General features: G+C 40.8%; 8 protein-coding genes and 1 pseudogene. 6 read left to right on the top strand and 3 right to left on the bottom strand.

Annotation, left to right across the window (positions count from 1 at the left end):
• Nucleotides 1-509 precede the first annotated feature (509 nt).
• Nucleotides 510-2567 carry a serine/threonine-protein kinase gene (locus GNF10_RS00660; protein WP_185586486.1) on the top strand — a complete coding sequence of 686 codons (2058 nt, stop codon included), beginning with the start codon at nt 510-512 and terminating at the stop codon, nt 2565-2567.
• Between the two features lie 95 nt (nt 2568-2662).
• On the opposite strand, the gene GNF10_RS00655 is transcribed toward GNF10_RS00660, so the two are convergent.
• The gene (locus GNF10_RS00655; RefSeq protein ID WP_185586485.1) at nt 2663-3892 is read right to left on the bottom strand and encodes a peptidase; all 1230 of its coding nucleotides are present in this window, start codon (nt 3890-3892) and stop codon (nt 2663-2665) included.
• Between the two features lie 714 nt (nt 3893-4606).
• Here GNF10_RS00655 and GNF10_RS00650 point away from each other — a divergent pair.
• From GNF10_RS00650 to GNF10_RS00640, 3 genes and pseudogenes are all read left to right on the top strand, one after another.
• On the top strand, nt 4607-7012 hold the full coding sequence (locus GNF10_RS00650; RefSeq protein ID WP_185586484.1) for a GH116 family glycosyl hydrolase: 2406 nt from the start codon (nt 4607-4609) through the stop codon (nt 7010-7012).
• Nucleotides 7013-8579: 1567 nt separating this feature from the next.
• Nucleotides 8580-8786, top strand: a complete 207-nt coding sequence (locus GNF10_RS00645) for a hypothetical protein (protein WP_185581478.1) — start codon at nt 8580-8582, stop codon at nt 8784-8786.
• 172 nt (nt 8787-8958) lie between these two features.
• A pseudogene (locus tag GNF10_RS00640) lies at nt 8959-9294 on the top strand (HetP family heterocyst commitment protein); the annotation flags it as partial.
• Between the two features lie 864 nt (nt 9295-10158).
• Here the strand turns inward: GNF10_RS00640 and rpe are convergent.
• A complete protein-coding gene (gene rpe / locus GNF10_RS00635) occupies nt 10159-10866 on the bottom strand; it encodes a ribulose-phosphate 3-epimerase (protein ID WP_114081048.1) in 708 nt (235 codons plus the stop codon).
• Between the two features lie 167 nt (nt 10867-11033).
• Here rpe and GNF10_RS00630 point away from each other — a divergent pair, with 167 nt between their 5' ends.
• Both GNF10_RS00630 and GNF10_RS00625 read left to right on the top strand, forming a co-directional pair.
• Entirely contained in the window at nt 11034-12629 is a 1596-nt protein-coding gene (locus tag GNF10_RS00630) for a S8 family serine peptidase (RefSeq protein ID WP_185581477.1), read from the top strand.
• A 530-nt stretch (nt 12630-13159) separates the two neighbouring features.
• A complete protein-coding gene (locus tag GNF10_RS00625; protein WP_185581476.1) occupies nt 13160-14491 on the top strand; it encodes a serpin family protein in 1332 nt (443 codons plus the stop codon).
• A 24-nt stretch (nt 14492-14515) separates the two neighbouring features.
• Here the strand turns inward: GNF10_RS00625 and GNF10_RS00620 are convergent, their stop codons facing one another.
• Nucleotides 14516-15682, bottom strand: coding sequence for an AI-2E family transporter (locus GNF10_RS00620; RefSeq protein WP_185581475.1), 1167 nt, complete (start codon nt 15680-15682; stop codon nt 14516-14518).
• Nucleotides 15683-15830 lie beyond the last annotated feature (148 nt).

Below are 15830 nucleotides of genomic sequence, written 5' to 3'. Positions count from 1 at the left end.
TTGTAGATCCTGCTAAATCTCCATTAAAAATGGGTATTAGGGGGATCTGAAAGTGTCTAAAATCACCGCAACATACTTTTCAAACAACCTTTTATTGCCTAAAGTATCAAATTAACAATTATTATGAGCAATTGAAAATATCAAAAACAAATCTAGTAACTATTGCGACTCCATTTCATCGTCAGTGATGGTTAATTAATCAGGGTTTAACTTAATGCTTAGTCAATTTTTGCTTGTCAATATACAAGCACAATTACTAGGAGTAGCAGTTCAGAGAAATATTTCTATTCAGATTATTATATAATCGGAAGAATAATTAATTTTATGGCTCTCGTAGTTTTCCACAGAAGAGGAAGACTGACTACTATTTACAAACGCTAACTATATTAAGTAATTCCCCAATCCCCAGAACAGGGTTTTCTACCACAAGTAAGCGAGAGTCAATTTTCTTCAGGGACAGTTCGGGGCAAACTTAGCCTAAGTTGTTATGCAGTCGCGCCTGTCAGATCATGATCTGCTGCTTGAATCCCGATTGCCTAAATCCCCTGAATTCCAATGGAAAGAAGTTTTGCCAAAGTTGTAGCACCCCGTTGGTGTCACTTTTAAGAAATCGCTTCCGTGTCATCCGAGTCCTTTCAGATGAGGGGGGATTTGGCAGAACCTATCTATCAGAAGATGTCGATAAACTCAATGAACGTTGTGTTGTCAAGCAATTAGCTCCAAAGTTCCAAGGAACTTGGTCGCAAAAAAAGGCGATGGAATTGTTTGCCGAAGAAGCGCAGCGACTACAAGACCTTGGGGAACATCCCCAAATTCCGACTTTAATAGCTTACTTTGAGCAAGATGGCTGCCTATATTTAGTGCAGCAGTTTATCAATGGCGATAATTTGTTAAAGGAGTTGCAACAGCGCAAGGGTTATAACGCTAGGGATATTCAATCTATTTTGCTAGATTTATTGCCCATCCTGAAATTTATCCATGATCGCAAAGTCATTCATCGGGATATCAAGCCAGAAAATATTATCCGTCATAAAAGTGATGGGCGATTAAGTCTGATTGATTTTGGTTCCTCAAAGCAATTCACCGCAAAAGTTCAGCACAAATCTGGCACATCCATTGGTTCACATGGTTATTCTCCCTTAGAACAAATTAGAGATGGTAAAGCTTTCCCTGCCAGTGACTTGTTTGGTTTAGGCGCTACCTGCTTTCATCTGCTAACGGGAACTTCCCCCTTTCAGTTGTGGATGGAATCGGGGTACGCCTGGGTGAGTAATTGGCGGGAATATTTGCGGAGTCCAGTAAATGCTGAGTTGGATTTTGTCATCGACAAACTTTTAAAAAAAGATATCCATGAACGTTACCAGTCAGCCGATGAAGTTCTCAAAGATTTAATTCCAAAACAACTCCTCGCCCTACCACCAGCCGGCAAGTCATCTGGAAAAATCCCCGCGACTCAAGCCCCATCTTTACCAAAAAGTTATCCCTTACTGAGAACTTTAATTTTGGTAAGTGCTTTTATTCTGTTGTTCGGATTCCAAGAATCTTGGTATAAACATTTTCGTCGCATTCAAACCAGTTTAGTTTCTAGGCTGAGTCAGCATAATAATTCTGGCAAAGATGACGTGCTTTTAGGTCAACCACCAAAGATTACTTTGGGTAAGGTTTCCTTAGCTAATACCATCCAAGGACATGAAAATTCGGTTTTATCCATCGCCATCAGCCCCGATGGTAAAACCATTGCCAGCAGTGGCGGCGATGTCTCCGACGGGCTACGCCTACGCACAATCAAACTTTGGAATCTCGCCACCGGGAAAGAAATATCTTCACTCAACGCCTATTCTCAGCAGGTCAATACGTTAGTAATTAGCCCAGATGGGAAAACTCTGGCAAGTGCCAGTGATGACAGCACCATCAAAATTTGGAATTTAGCAACAGGAAAACAAATTCGCACTCTTACAGGGCATTCTGACTCTGTTCGTGCCCTAGCGATCAGCGCTGATAGCGAAACTCTGGTGAGTGGTAGTGATGATAACACCATTAAAATCTGGGATTTAGCCACAGGAGAGCAAATTCGGACATTGGTAGGGCATACATTTTGGGTGCGATCGCTAGCCATCAGTCCCGATAGCGTGATTCTTGCTAGTGGCAGTTTTGACAAGACGATCAAAATCTGGAATCTGACAAAAGGGTACTCAATCCGCACACTAGAGGGAAATTATCAAACAGTAACAGCTGTAGCTATTAGCCCAGATGGGAAAATTTTAGCTAGTGCTAGCCGCGATCGCACCATTAAACTTTGGGATCTACTGACGGGAAAAGAAATTCGCACACTGACAGGACACGCCAACACAGTCACAACCGTAGCCTTCAGTGCCGATGGTAAAATTATTGCCAGTGGTAGCCGCGATCGCGCCGTCAAACTCTGGAATTCGGCCACAGGAGAAGAAATTCTCACATTAACAGGGCATACCAACACTGTGACATCCGTAGCCTTCAGTCCTGATAGTAAAACCCTTGTCAGTGGTAGTGAAGACAACACCATTAAGATTTGGCGGTTGTCTCAATAAAAATTTCTCCCCTACTAGAATGTCCCTCTCCGGCTTGGAAAGGGACAGATTTTGCGTAGTAAAATCAGGCAGAGGTTTTCATACAATCTAAATTATCAGAAGATAGTCAATCTATATTTACCGCGTTCCTGTGGATTTTTGGAACTGACAACTATATAGTAAGTGTCATCTTCAGGCAACCTAGCTCGGTCAATTAAAGCGCTGTAGGTGCCACCTTTATCTTTGTCTCTATCTATAGCGATCGTCTGTCCTTTTGAATTTAGCAAAGTTACGTAAGGAGAAAATTCTTCATCAACACTATCTACACGAATACTTACAAGCTGATTTTTTCTTCCTTGGAAATTAGAAACATTATAAGCGCCTCCATTTTGTTTCAAGGTTGAGCTATTGGCGCTTAGTTGGCCCGCTTCATCTAAGGTATAGCTAGCTCTGTCATTTCTCAAAGCCAAACTATAGCGACCTATCTCACCAGAATCTCGGCTAGTAACTGCAATTTTGTAAATGCCATTCTTAGGCAACCGCGCAAAAATGAAGGCATCATCGCCATCACTGCTTTTTTCCAAAGTGCCTTTTTTGACGATGATATTATCATCAGGATCGTGCAGAAATAACAAAGGATTTAAACTTAAGTTATTTGATCTGCGTGTATCTTTACTACCAACAAGCCTAATTTGAACTAGTTGATTTTCTCTACCTTCAAACTCATAGAAATGAAAATATCTACCTTGAGATTGAAAGTCATTCTTACTCAGAATACCTAATGCGACATCTACAAAGTTAATCTCTTTATAAGTGGGTGTTGCAGGTGCAGAAATTGCCGAGCGATCGATATTTTGGTTGCCACTTCTAGCTACATTAGAACTTGGCTTGCGTCTCCCAGAGCCAGCATTAGAACGATTAGTATTTGAATTAGAAGCCCTACTTCCAGGCGATCTAGATGCACTACTATTGGAACGATTAGAATTTGAGTTAGAAGTCCTACGTCTAGATGGTCTAGAAGTAGAGTCATCATTTGAAGCATTCGAGGTTGGCTGGGAAGTTTCTGTATTAGAAGATATCGGACGAGTTTGTATTGGCGACTCAACAGATGTCTTCTTTCTTGGAGATACTGATGCTTGAGAAGCAGGAAGTTGCTCAATTCCTTTTTTTACTGCTTCTGGTTGTCTCTCATCTGGTGATTTAGCAATTATGAATTCTTGAGAATGTTGAGGTTTCCCTAAAGCATTTATAGGTAGCACATTGCTCGTGATCAACAAACTACTACCCAATGAACAAATTAAAATGCGGCTTAATTTGTGGCGATAGTTTTTGGTTTCTAGTAGCATAATTACGCTCCTAATTTGGCGGATGATTTCGTATTCAACAGATAGACAAATTTGAAGTCAAAAAATTATATTCTTATTGAGACTCATAATACACTGTGGTGGAAGTTTGCCTACCATATCAAACAAGAGGATTTTGCTAAGTCTTGTTTGATATGGTAGCAGCTGTACTAGAGTGAATATTAATTTTGTAAGTATATACTGAGCTACAAGCTGAAATTGCTGCTTTTCGGATTTTTGCCGAGATATTTTTGTCAAACTGAAGCAGCTACTACTAAGTAAGTGGGGGTAAATAATTATCGGCGGTATAAGGAAATAGGCAATAAAGACTTTAGTGCATTAGACGTAGGTTGGGTGGAGCGGAGCGCAACCCAACATATATCAGGATGTTGGGTTACGCAAAGCCTCCAACGCCACTTGCTACAACGCGGGAAACCCGCGCAACGCAGTTGGCTCCCCAACCTACAATTTTTTTGCAACATTAAAGGCATGAGAGTCCACTAGTTTGATTTTATTGTGCCAACTTACTTAGACTACTGAATCGAGAAGGCATATTTGTGGGTAAAAGGAGTGAAAGGTTTGATATATAAGGTTTTTCCCCTTTAACCTTTTCCCTTTACCCCAAAACCAGACAAGTATTGATATTTGTGCCCCTTGAGAAAAATAGCACATCGCGCTAGTCTTCATTGACGTAACTGCACGCTGTAACATTAGGCGATGACAAATCAACTCTCTGTGAAAATTCCCTCTTGTACTTGGAGCCGTCCCATCGGTTTAGGCTGGGAAAAACCTTATACTGTCCGCTACGCAAGTAATATCGATGATGGGCCTTGGCATGGTATGCCTTTAGGTGGCTTTGGTGCAGGTTGCATCGGTCGTTCTTCACGGGGAGATTTTAACCTGTGGCACATCGACGGCGGTGAGCATACCTTCAAAAACGTCCCCGCTTGTCAATTTAGTGTATTTGAATCCAATGGCACATCTACCCAAGCCTACGCTTTATCTACCCAAGGGCCCGATGATGGCACTCTCAAAGCTTGGCAGTGGTATCCAACGCTTCCCAGTACAGAGGGGACGGGTAATTATCACGCGCTATACCCACGTAGCTGGTTTGTGTACGAAAATGTATTTCAAGCACAGTTGACTTGTGAGCAATTTTCCCCAGTTTGGGCAGGTAATTATCAAGAAACTAGCTACCCTGTAGCAATATTCCTCTGGAATGCCCACAACCCCACAAATGCACCAATTACTCTCAGCATTATGCTCACTTGGCAAAATATGGTGGGCTGGTTTACAAATGCCCTCAAATCTCCCGAAGTGCGGGTGCGTGATGATGGTAGCCCGGTTTATGAATACCAACCACGTTGGGGCGAAAGTCAAGGAAACTACAATCAAATAGTTGAAAATCCACAACAGTTTGGCTGTCTTTTAAGTCGGGTTGGTAGTGATGCTTTGCAAGAAGGTGATGGAACTTGGTGTATTGCGACGCTGAAGCATCCCCAAGTAGAAGTATTTCACCACACTCGCTGGAATCCTGAAGGAACAGGTGATGAGGTGTGGCAAAGCTTTGCGAAAGATGGTTCTTTGTCCAATTATATAGATGCTAATCCAGTCGGAGAAGGTGAACAGTTAGGGGCTGCAATCGCACTTCGTTTCACTCTCCAACCAGGCGAAACTCTCGAAATTCCCTGTGTCCTAGCTTGGGATTTACCCATTACAGAATTTGCCGCCGGAGTCAACTATTATCGCAGATATACAGACTTCTTTGATAGAAGTGGAAATAATGCTTGGGCGATCGCATCTACTGCCCTCCAAGAATACCAAACCTGGCGATCGCAAATTCAAAGTTGGCAAAAACCCATTCTCGACCGGGAAGATTTACCCAACTGGTTTAAAATGGCTCTATTTAACGAGCTTTATGACCTCACTAGCGGCGGTACTCTCTGGAGTGCAGCATCAGAACTTGACCCCATCGGTCAGTTTGCGGTGCTGGAGTGCCTAGATTATCGTTGGTATGAAAGTCTAGATGTGCGATTATATGGCTCTTTTGCCCTACTGATGCTGTTTCCAGAACTAGAAAAGTCGGTGATTCGGGCATTTGCAAGGGCGATTCCTCAAGGTGATGATACACCTCGAATAATTGGTTATTACATGACAATCAAAGCTGAAAGCCCAATTGCAGTTCGCAAAGTTGCAGGTGCAACACCCCACGATTTAGGCGCACCAAATGAACACGTTTGGCAGAAAACCAACTACACCAGCTATCAAGACTGCAATTTATGGAAAGATTTAGGTAGTGATTTTGTCTTGCAAGTATACCGCGATTTTCTGTTGACAGGTGCTGACGATGTAGAATTTCTAGCAGATTGTTGGAATGCGATCGTTCAAACCCTCGATTACCTGAAAACCTTTGACCTTGATGGTGATGGAATTCCTGAAAATTCTGGTGCGCCTGACCAAACCTTTGATGATTGGCGGTTACAGGGTGTCAGCGCCTATTGTGGTGGGTTGTGGTTAGCAGCGCTAGAGGCTGCGATCGCAATTAGCGATATTTTATTAACTTACCAAATCGGTAACACAGCAGAGTTGGCAGCGCAAAAATCCACTTATGAAGCTTGGTTGGCACAATCTCTTCCTATTTACCAAGAAAAACTTTGGAATGGGCAATATTACCAACTTGATAGTCAAAGTGGTTCCGATGTGGTAATGGCGGATCAGTTGTGCGGACAATTCTACGCCCGACTATTGGACTTACCTGATATTGTACCCAGCGATCGCGCCCTTTCTGCCCTGAAAACTGTTTATGATGCGTGCTTTTTGAAATTCTGCAATGGAGAGTTTGGTGCTGCGAATGGTGTTCGTCCTGACGGTTCACCAGAAAACCCTAAAGCTACTCATCCCCTAGAAGTTTGGACTGGGATAAACTTTGGGCTAGCGGCTTTTCTTGTGCAAATGGGAATGAAAGATGAAGCGTTGAGGTTAACACAGGCTGTAGTCGAGCAAATTTATGAAAATGGGCTGCAATTTCGCACCCCTGAAGCTATCACCGCAGCTGGTACTTTCCGCGCTAGCACCTACTTACGGGCAATGGCAATCTGGGGAATTTACTTAGTTATTAATTGATTAGCTATCAAAACGGTTCTCATACTCTGCGGGTTCGCTGAAAGCGTTCTCGTAAGAGTAGCTGCTACGCGTCTATGGATGCAATACACTTTGGACTCTCTCCAAACCTCTTTCTTAAAAGGAGAGAGGCTTTGAATCTTACTCCCCTTCCCTTCAAGAAGAAGGGACTGGGGCTTAGGTCTGTATTCGATGCAATTGAGAACCGCTATAGTATATGCGTTTCCAGAATTAGCCTGTCTTTATCTGAGAAAGCAGAGTTTAAATTTGTGATTTTATTTTCCGAGTGTTTCCGGAAACAAAGGAAAATTTCAGTAATGGTAAGAGTTGAAGTAGTGAGAACTCTAGACTACTCTATGCCGACTATATCTTTGTTCTAGACCGAGGTATTATTGTTGAGTAAAGCACTCATCACAAACTCATGGCAATTGATGGTTTTACTAGCATTTAGCCCAAGTGTCGCAGCATCCGTAATCTCTAATTGAGAAATTTTTAAAGATAAAGATATAGAGAATTCACTGTTGAATAAAATTGATAATATTATATTTTCCAGATTTAACCTACTATATATTTTTATTCACAGCATTTTAGTACAGATACTGATAATAATTAAAACTATAGCAATCCGCTTTGATTTTTGTTCGCGCAACGTGGGGTAAGCATACTTAGTTGTGTGGTAGGAAAGAGCTTTTCAAGAATAAAATATGAGTGCTATAGGCTAGCTGCTATTAATAGCTAACAATCATGAAATATTTATGATTGGTTTACAGCGATTTTATTTAGATACATTGAATCTGTAGTTCTTGTAAATCAAGAAACATCGGAATAATAAATATTATTATCTAATTGAACTTATTAAATAAATATGTTCAAGGCTATGGCTGCGAACGTTTTTTAACGTTGAGCAGTTACTATTTTTAGAAGTTGTTTTACATCATAGTTAATGGTAGTATTTTCTAGAGACTCGACAATAATAAAGTGTTTAAATTTAGATTGTGTGGGGGGTCAGACCCCTCATAAATTAACAAGGGAGGACAAAATTAAAAGTTGCACAATAGGCAAGTACGTATCGAAATACATTCAGTAAATTTAACTTAAAAATCTACTAACTTAGTAGATGACATTAACGACAAAAAATAGTATATATACGAATGACGTTGTTAAAGCTCTAGGATAAATAAATTTTTTCCACTACTCAAAAAAATATGAAAACTTGCCGGAAATTGCTTAATTAACCAGTAGTAAGAAATACAGGCGTTTTAACAGAGAAAATTGATTGAATTAAAAGTCGGTAAAGTTTCAGAGGATAAAACTGCATCTACCAAGAGCTACGCCTAGACTTTTGTCCTACCAGTCAAATGAGAAGACAAAAGATAAATTTTTACCTTTCAGTTACTAACAAGTAAAAGCTACAGTTTCCTCAATTCATCGGAGTGAATCTGGATAATTAGGAATGAGCAGCCAACAAACTTGCTTAAAAACTTGATTGTTTTTAATCAAAGGTTAGTTCATGCAAAGAATCATCAGGTCAAATGCAGTCGAAACCTCAAGCCAAGGGGACAGTTCAGCAATGAATCTATATAATTTGTATCCCTACTACAAGCTAGCTCTTGCCCAAACTAGTTTACTAGGGGAGTTATCAGCCAAAATCACTAAAACTCTGCTTAATAGCACCAAGGTAAATCTCAAGCAGCAGGGAACTTTCAGTCTGTATCTTTACCGCTCAAAGCTGCGGGAGCTAATCAGAGCTTGGGAAAGTTATGTACGCATCTGTTGATAGATGGATTTTTAGCCCTCGTCAACATCCAACACCGCCAAATTGCTGATAATTTCCCGAAAGCGATTTAACAGCTGCAAAAAAGTTAGTGCAGTTTGTAAACCTCAATTGAAACGCCAAAAATCGCAGAAACTGAACTAGTTTACTTCATCCAAAATAATTAAACACTATGATGAATCAAGAAATTGCTGGTATTAGTAGTAACTTAGATACAACAGTAAAGGCTCAACAATTTGATAAAGTAGTTGAAGCTATTATTGCTGGAAAGTACTCCTGGGCATGTGTTTTAATGCTACGTTTTGCTGGTTATAATCCTCTCCATTACATTCCGTACCGTACCTACAACCGATTGCTGAAAGAAAACTCTCAAACCAACAGAACAAAACAACAGCAAAGTGAAAATCTAAAAATGCTGAAACATGCTAATGATTCAAGACCTGCTTATCTTGAAGTAGTTGGAAAGCAAAAAACAGAAATCCGTGGCGTTAGTTTAGACCAGAAATTGGGATAGACAATGAACAAATATTAATCAAGGAAATCGCCATTAACTCAAGATATGTCCTTGAAAGGCTGTGGAGCCAATTAAAAAATAATTTGGAATCAATAGATTCTGCCCTAGAGTTGATTGAGTATCTGAGAGCCTGCCATGCTAATTTAAAATTGAGCGCATGGTAGGTTTTCTATCGCAGTGATTAATTTGATATTTTTTTGCAAAAATCTGCCAAAATGGCAAATATATATTGACGACATTGGTAAACTAATAACAACGACAATTTCAACCCAAATAGAGGTGATTGGCAACAAGCAAATTAATTTAAAAACATAAAATCAATGATTAGTTCTGACTATGAAATAAATCAAACTGATTACAAAAGTAGTCAGTAGGTCATGGAGTAAATAACTCCTATCCCAAGGCGAATGATGAAACCGTTGCTAATGGTGGTTCTTTTTCTGAGGAAGTCTGAGCAAAAAGAATTTGGGGAGGTGGATTCCCCCAATCCAAATTTTATACACCTTTCATTGACTGCAGACGATGTGAGTAATGCTTAGAAAACTTTCTATCTTGTGATTGGTGTTGCTTTATTTAATAAAGCAAACGCTTAACACCAATAACAGGGACAGAAACAGGAAAGTTATGGTGAAATCGTTGTCTTGGCTGGTGGAACTAGTAGGTCATACGCTTCTCTTTCAACTATTGTAATCCTAGTCCTCCCAACCTGGATTATCTCTGCTTTCTAAATTTTCAATTTATATAGTAAATACTGGAAGTTCAAAACTTGAAGAGCTTCCAGTATTTTTATGTGTAAATAAAAATAGGGTGAGCAAATTGCCCACCCTATTTTTTGTAGAGAATGGTTAATCCAACAATGAATTAAACCTTGGCTAATTCTGGGGTAGGACGCTTGCTGTTACGAATTGATGTAATAGCCTCAGCATAATCTTTAGCATTAAATACAGCTGAACCAGCAACAACTGCATTAGCTCCTGCTTCTAAAACTTGCCAAGTATTATTTGCCTTCAGTCCTCCATCCACTTCAATCCAAGGGTCAAGACCGCGTTCATCACACATTTGACGCAGCTTGCGGATTTTAGGTAACACACCAGGGATAAAGCTTTGACCACCAAAACCAGGGTTGACGCTCATAATCAGTACTAAATCGCACAAATCTAGAACGTATTCAATTAGCTCTAGAGGACTACCAGGATTAAGTACAACTCCAGCTTTCTTACCAAGCTCTTTAATTTGCCCCAAGGTACGATGCAGATGTGGAGAAGCATTATGTTCGCAGTGTACGGAGATAATATCAGCACCCGCTTTAGCAAATCCTTCTACATACTTTTCTGGCTCCACAATCATCAAGTGGACATCCAGTGGCTTGGTTGTAACCGGACGAATCGCCTCCACAATCAGAGGACCTATCGTAATATTAGGTACAAAGCGACCGTCCATTACATCAACATGAATCCAATCTGCTCCGGCTGCGTCTACGGCACGAATTTCGTCACCAAGACGACTAAAATCGGCTGATAGGATAGATGGAGAAATTACAATGGGCTTTTGAGATAGGTTTTGGGTCATGGCTAGTGGGTTTTTAAGCGTCCTCGTCTGTAAGCATTGTAACAAAACATTGAGCAAGACTCATAACTTTGATCCCGGCCTTTTTAGAGGAGTAGAGAGCAGAGGGAGAATAATAACTCCTAACTTTGACCAATGACTAATGACCAATGACTAATGATAAATAACAAATGACTAAAAAACTAACCTGGATAATTTGGGGATTAAGTGCTTCTTGTCTGAGTGCGCCGGTAATTGCTTCGGCTTTAGAATCTGCTTTGGGAACTAACGGTATTGATGCTTTGAAGCTACACCAAGCTCCTTATAATTTAATCGGTCGTAAGATTGCTATTGGTCAAGTGGAAATTGGTCGGCCGGGAATGTTTGGGTGGGATAAGGCGGTGTCTAAAAATCGCGCCATATCTTTAGCGGGAGTATTCTTACGCAATGGGCCAGCTAAGTCTAATAGCGGTGTTGACCCTCACGCCTACAATGTTGCTGGTGTAATGGTAAGTAAAGACAAAGCTTTGCCGGGAATTGCTCCGGGAGCGAGATTGTATTCGTCTGCGGTGGGTTCCACTAAAAGCATGGGTCAGCCAGAAGAGTGTTTATCGGCCCAGCACATAGCGCTACAAAATGGTGGCGATGTCCGTGCCATTAATTTTAGCTTTGGTGAACCTCTCAGTCGCGATCCTAGACCAGAGGCTATTTTAGACGGGAATGCTTTACTAACTTTATGTGTTGACTGGTCTAGCCGTGTTCATGATGTTTTGTATGCGATCGCAGGTAATCAAGGTAAAGGTGGTATTCCTATCCCTACAGATAATTTTAACGGAATGAACGTGGCTTTTTCATCCCGCAGAGGGGGAGTTTTTAACAAAGTAGATGTGGCTAATCTGGCGGGTGCTAAACAAGGAGCGAGCGGCAGGCTTGCTGGTAGGGAATTTAATCTTGATGGTCGTCCCGCCATCAGTTTAGTTGCTCCTGGGAATAATATTCCTTTACTCAATCCAGATGGCAAATTGAACAAGGTTACAGGTACTAGTTTTGCAGCGCCTCAAGTTACGGCTACCGTTGCTCTATTACAAGAATTTGCTGGCCGACAAATACGGACAAAACAACCCAACTGGAGCATTGATTCTCGGCATCATCAAGTAATGAAAGCTGTATTGCTGAATTCAGCAGACAAAATCCAAGATAGTGGCGATGGCTTAGGCTTGGGGATGAGCCGGACGCTAATTGATAAACAAAATCAAAACTGGCTAGATTCTGATGCTTATAAAGATCCAAAGATTCCTTTGGATGCTCAAATGGGAGCGGGTCATTTAAATACATTTCGCGCTTATCAACAATTTAGTGCTGGTCAATGGCAGCCATCATCTGCGGTTCCAGCTATTGGTTGGGATTATCGCAAAGTGGATGTTGGAGCATCTGTTGACTATGTGTTAGCAAAACCGTTAAAGCAGGGGAGTTTTGTTGCTGTCACCCTAAGTTGGGATCGATTGGTAGAACTCAATGATAAAAATACAAACCAACAATATGATGTGGGCGAAAATTTTCGCGATCGCGGTTTGAATAATCTCGACCTATACTTAGTAAAAGCTGATGCTCAAAGTTCAGATACTGGTGCTGTTTGCTCCTCAATCAGCCAAATCGATAGCGTAGAACATATTTTCTGCCCCATTCCTGCTACTGGCAATTACAAAATCCGCGTCCAATTTCGTCAAAAGCTTAATGAAGTGACTCAACCCTATAGTTTAGCTTGGTGGAGTGTACCTACCAATTAAAATAGGTCAGCACAATTTTCATCTGTGTCAACTTACAGCATTTTCATTTATTTGAACAAACTCTGCTATCGGGGCGCATAGGCGTGCGTCCCTATGACAGTTCTGTATTTCATGCTAACTAAAAATGTTATTCTATCTCAGGATTTGCAAAACAATAGCCGAAACAAGTTTTTTCTGTTAGGGATATTTGATGAATTACCCCTAACGCCTGTAGTTGGGCGTAAATCCTATTTTTATAAAAACCCAACAGAAGTGGTTATTCTATGTTAGGTAGTCTACAATACTGTTATTGATAAATAGAAAAGTTCCTCAAAATTGAGATTTTTCATAATTCGTCTGCATAGCCGCTTCAAGTAAGAATTAGCAGCTTTAATGAGTTGTGTTTAATTCCTCTGAACTATTAACTTGCTGTTACAAAAACTGTAACAGTCTCATTTTCTATTGGATCAAATGCAATAGTAAATCATTGACACAGTGTCTGCGTCAACCATGAGCACAGATCGGGAATCTTTGGCAAGTGAGGTAGCAGAATGAATCGGCAAAAGTTTAGTGATGCAAAAGAAAATTTTCTGCAAAGACGTTATGGCGTGAGTCTGGGCAGACGTTATGCTTTGGCAGCTGCAAGTGTTGTTCTATTCAGTGTATTAGGTTGTTCTCAAGTCGAGAGTAACAAAAGTGCCCTCGCCCAATCTAGTTTACCTCAACCAGAAACTCCATTGCAAAAAAAAACAGTCAACACTGATACAAGAATAGTTGAGTCTAGCAATAAGTTTGGCTTCAAACTATTTTCAGAAGTCCTGAAAGATGATAAAGGTGAGAATAATGTTTTTATCTCACCTTCGAGTGTTGCGATCGCTCTTGCCATGACCTACAACGGCGCTAGTGGCTCTACTCAACAAGCAATGGCAAAAACCCTGGAATTACAGGGAATGAATCTACCAGAAATCAACTCTTCTTACGCGGCGGCATTAAAGCAGCTTTTAGAAAATCCAGATGCGAAAGTACAACTGAGTATTGCTAACTCGCTTTGGGCAAATCAAGATGTTAGCTTTGCACCAGACTTTCTCAAGAGAACCCAGGATTTCTATCAAGCTAAAATCAGCAATTTAAACTTTAAAGATGCCGCCGCATCTAATATTATAAATAACTGGGTAAAAGAAAATACTAAAGGCAAAATTAATAAAATAGTTGAAACGATTGAACCTAATCAAGTGTTGTTTCTGATTAATGCCATATATTTTAAAGGTAATTGGAGTAACGAATTTGACAAAAGCCAAACTGCTCAATACCCTTTTTACATTACATCTGGTAAACGAAAGCAACACCCAATGATGTCACAAGAAGGTGACTATAGGTACTATGAAAGTGAACAATTTCAGGCGGTTAGTTTACCTTATGGTAAAGATGGCAAAATCAGTTTTTATATTTTTCTACCCAAACAGAACTCTAACCTCAAAGCCTTTTATCAGAACTTGAATATTGAAAACTGGGAAAAATGGATGACTCAGTTCAACAAACAAAAAGGCTTTATTCGCCTACCCCGCTTCAAAACAGAATATGATATTACACTCAATGATGCCTTGAAAAATTTAGGTATGGAAGAGGCTTTCAGCAACAAAGCCAATTTCTCTGGCATGGGTAAAAATTTTGCCATTAGCCAAGTTAAGCATAAAACTTTTGTCGAAGTGAACGAAGAAGGTACTGAAGCGGCTGCGGCTACTTCAGTGGGAATAGTCGCAACATCTTTGAGAGATGAACCAGAACCATTCCGAATGATTGTTGACCGTCCTTTCTTCTGCGCCATTAGGGATAATCAGACGGGAAACGTTTTGTTTATGGGTTCCATCATTGAGCCACAATGAGGAGGCGGGAAACCTCCTGCTTTATTAAGGTAATGTCGCTTCAGAAATACTCAGAGTGTTGTTAGCGTTTGCTTTCGAGGACTCGTTTGGTGCAACGGGTGCAGTTACCTCCCCCGTGCCACTATCGTTTGCCTCGCCACCAAGACGCAAGGCACTTAAAGCGGTTTTAATGACAACAGCGGTGGGTACTGCCACAATTACACCCAACAGTCCGCCAATTCTTGCCCCTGTTAAAACTGAAATTAAAATCCAAACTGGATTTAAACCCGTAAAACTGCCTAAAATTCTGGGGGCAATTAAGTTTTCGAGAATTTGTTGTACGATTACTGCTGCTATCAAAACCCTCACACCCATTGAGAAATCTTGCAGTGCTACCAATAGTGTAGTCAGAGCAATGCCCACAGAACCACCAAAAGGGACGAGAGCCATTAGACCAATAGTTAGCCCAAATAGCAGTCCAAATGGTACTTTCAGCCACAAAAAGGTAGGAATGAGGGCTGAGGCCATACAGGTAGATAAAATCAACTGGGTAATGAAGAAATTTTGAAAGCTTAGGCGGACTGTTTGGGAGAAAGGAGCGCGAAATTTAGAGGGTAGCCATTCTACTAAACTTTCCCAGAGTTCACTCCCATGCTGTAAAAGGTAGAAAGTCAAAACCATCGTCAAGAGGATATCTAGCAGACTAGTGACTGTAACTACCGCCAGATTTAAGACTTGCCCAGCGATCGCTTGTAATTGTCCTTTGACGCGATCGTTGATTTGTACTACCAGAGCATCGAGGTTAATCGGTAAACCAAAAGTTTCCGCTTTTTCGTTTAATATCATTAGCTGAGAGCGTCCAGAGTCGATCAACTCTGGCAACCGAGCCACCAATTGTTGAGCTTGGGTAAGGGCTAACGGAACAAGCGTCACACCCAACGCCAATAAAATCGATAAAGCCAAGAGAAACACTAGGATAGCAACTTGTTCTCGTTTAGCACCATGATGTTCCATCCAACTCACGGGGTAGTTGAGCAGAAATGCTAAGACTGAGGCTCCCACTAAAATGACTATGAGAGAATGGAAATAATTGAAAAATACCGAAAGTGCCCAACCATTTAGAACTAGCAGTGGAACGAATAACGCGATCGCCCCGATTCGCGCTATTGGTGTGAATGTTTGCCACCAGTCGAGTAGCTTGCGTGTCTGCATTTTGAGCTAATTGCGGGATAGAACTAAGTTAAATCTTTCTTTACAGCTTATTATCGCTAACTATATGAGTCTTATTCATCCTTCTAGTTTAGGAGTTATACTAACCCCAATGAATAATTTTGAATCAAAAGAGAACAGGGAGCAGGGG

This window comes from Nostoc sp. UCD121 (assembly GCF_014222285.1).
Lineage (GTDB): Bacteria > Cyanobacteriota > Cyanobacteriia > Cyanobacteriales > Nostocaceae > Nostoc.
Note: the sequence above shows the minus strand (reverse complement) of the source record. Positions and strands in the feature narration are given on the sequence as shown.

Excerpts from the sequence above, each read along its gene's own strand:
- GNF10_RS00650 (WP_185586484.1), top strand. The coding sequence starts at position 4,607 with ATGACAAATCAACTCTCTGTGAAAATTCCCTCTTGTACTTGGAGCCGT.
- GNF10_RS00645 (WP_185581478.1), top strand. The coding sequence starts at position 8,580 with ATGAATCTATATAATTTGTATCCCTACTACAAGCTAGCTCTTGCCCAA.
- GNF10_RS00625 (WP_185581476.1), top strand. The coding sequence starts at position 13,160 with ATGAATCGGCAAAAGTTTAGTGATGCAAAAGAAAATTTTCTGCAAAGA.
- GNF10_RS00620 (WP_185581475.1), bottom strand. The coding sequence starts at position 15,682 with ATGCAGACACGCAAGCTACTCGACTGGTGGCAAACATTCACACCAATA.
- GNF10_RS00655 (WP_185586485.1), bottom strand. The coding sequence starts at position 3,892 with ATGCTACTAGAAACCAAAAACTATCGCCACAAATTAAGCCGCATTTTA.
- GNF10_RS00630 (WP_185581477.1), top strand. The coding sequence starts at position 11,034 with ATGACTAAAAAACTAACCTGGATAATTTGGGGATTAAGTGCTTCTTGT.
- rpe (WP_114081048.1), bottom strand. The coding sequence starts at position 10,866 with ATGACCCAAAACCTATCTCAAAAGCCCATTGTAATTTCTCCATCTATC.
- GNF10_RS00660 (WP_185586486.1), top strand. The coding sequence starts at position 510 with ATGATCTGCTGCTTGAATCCCGATTGCCTAAATCCCCTGAATTCCAAT.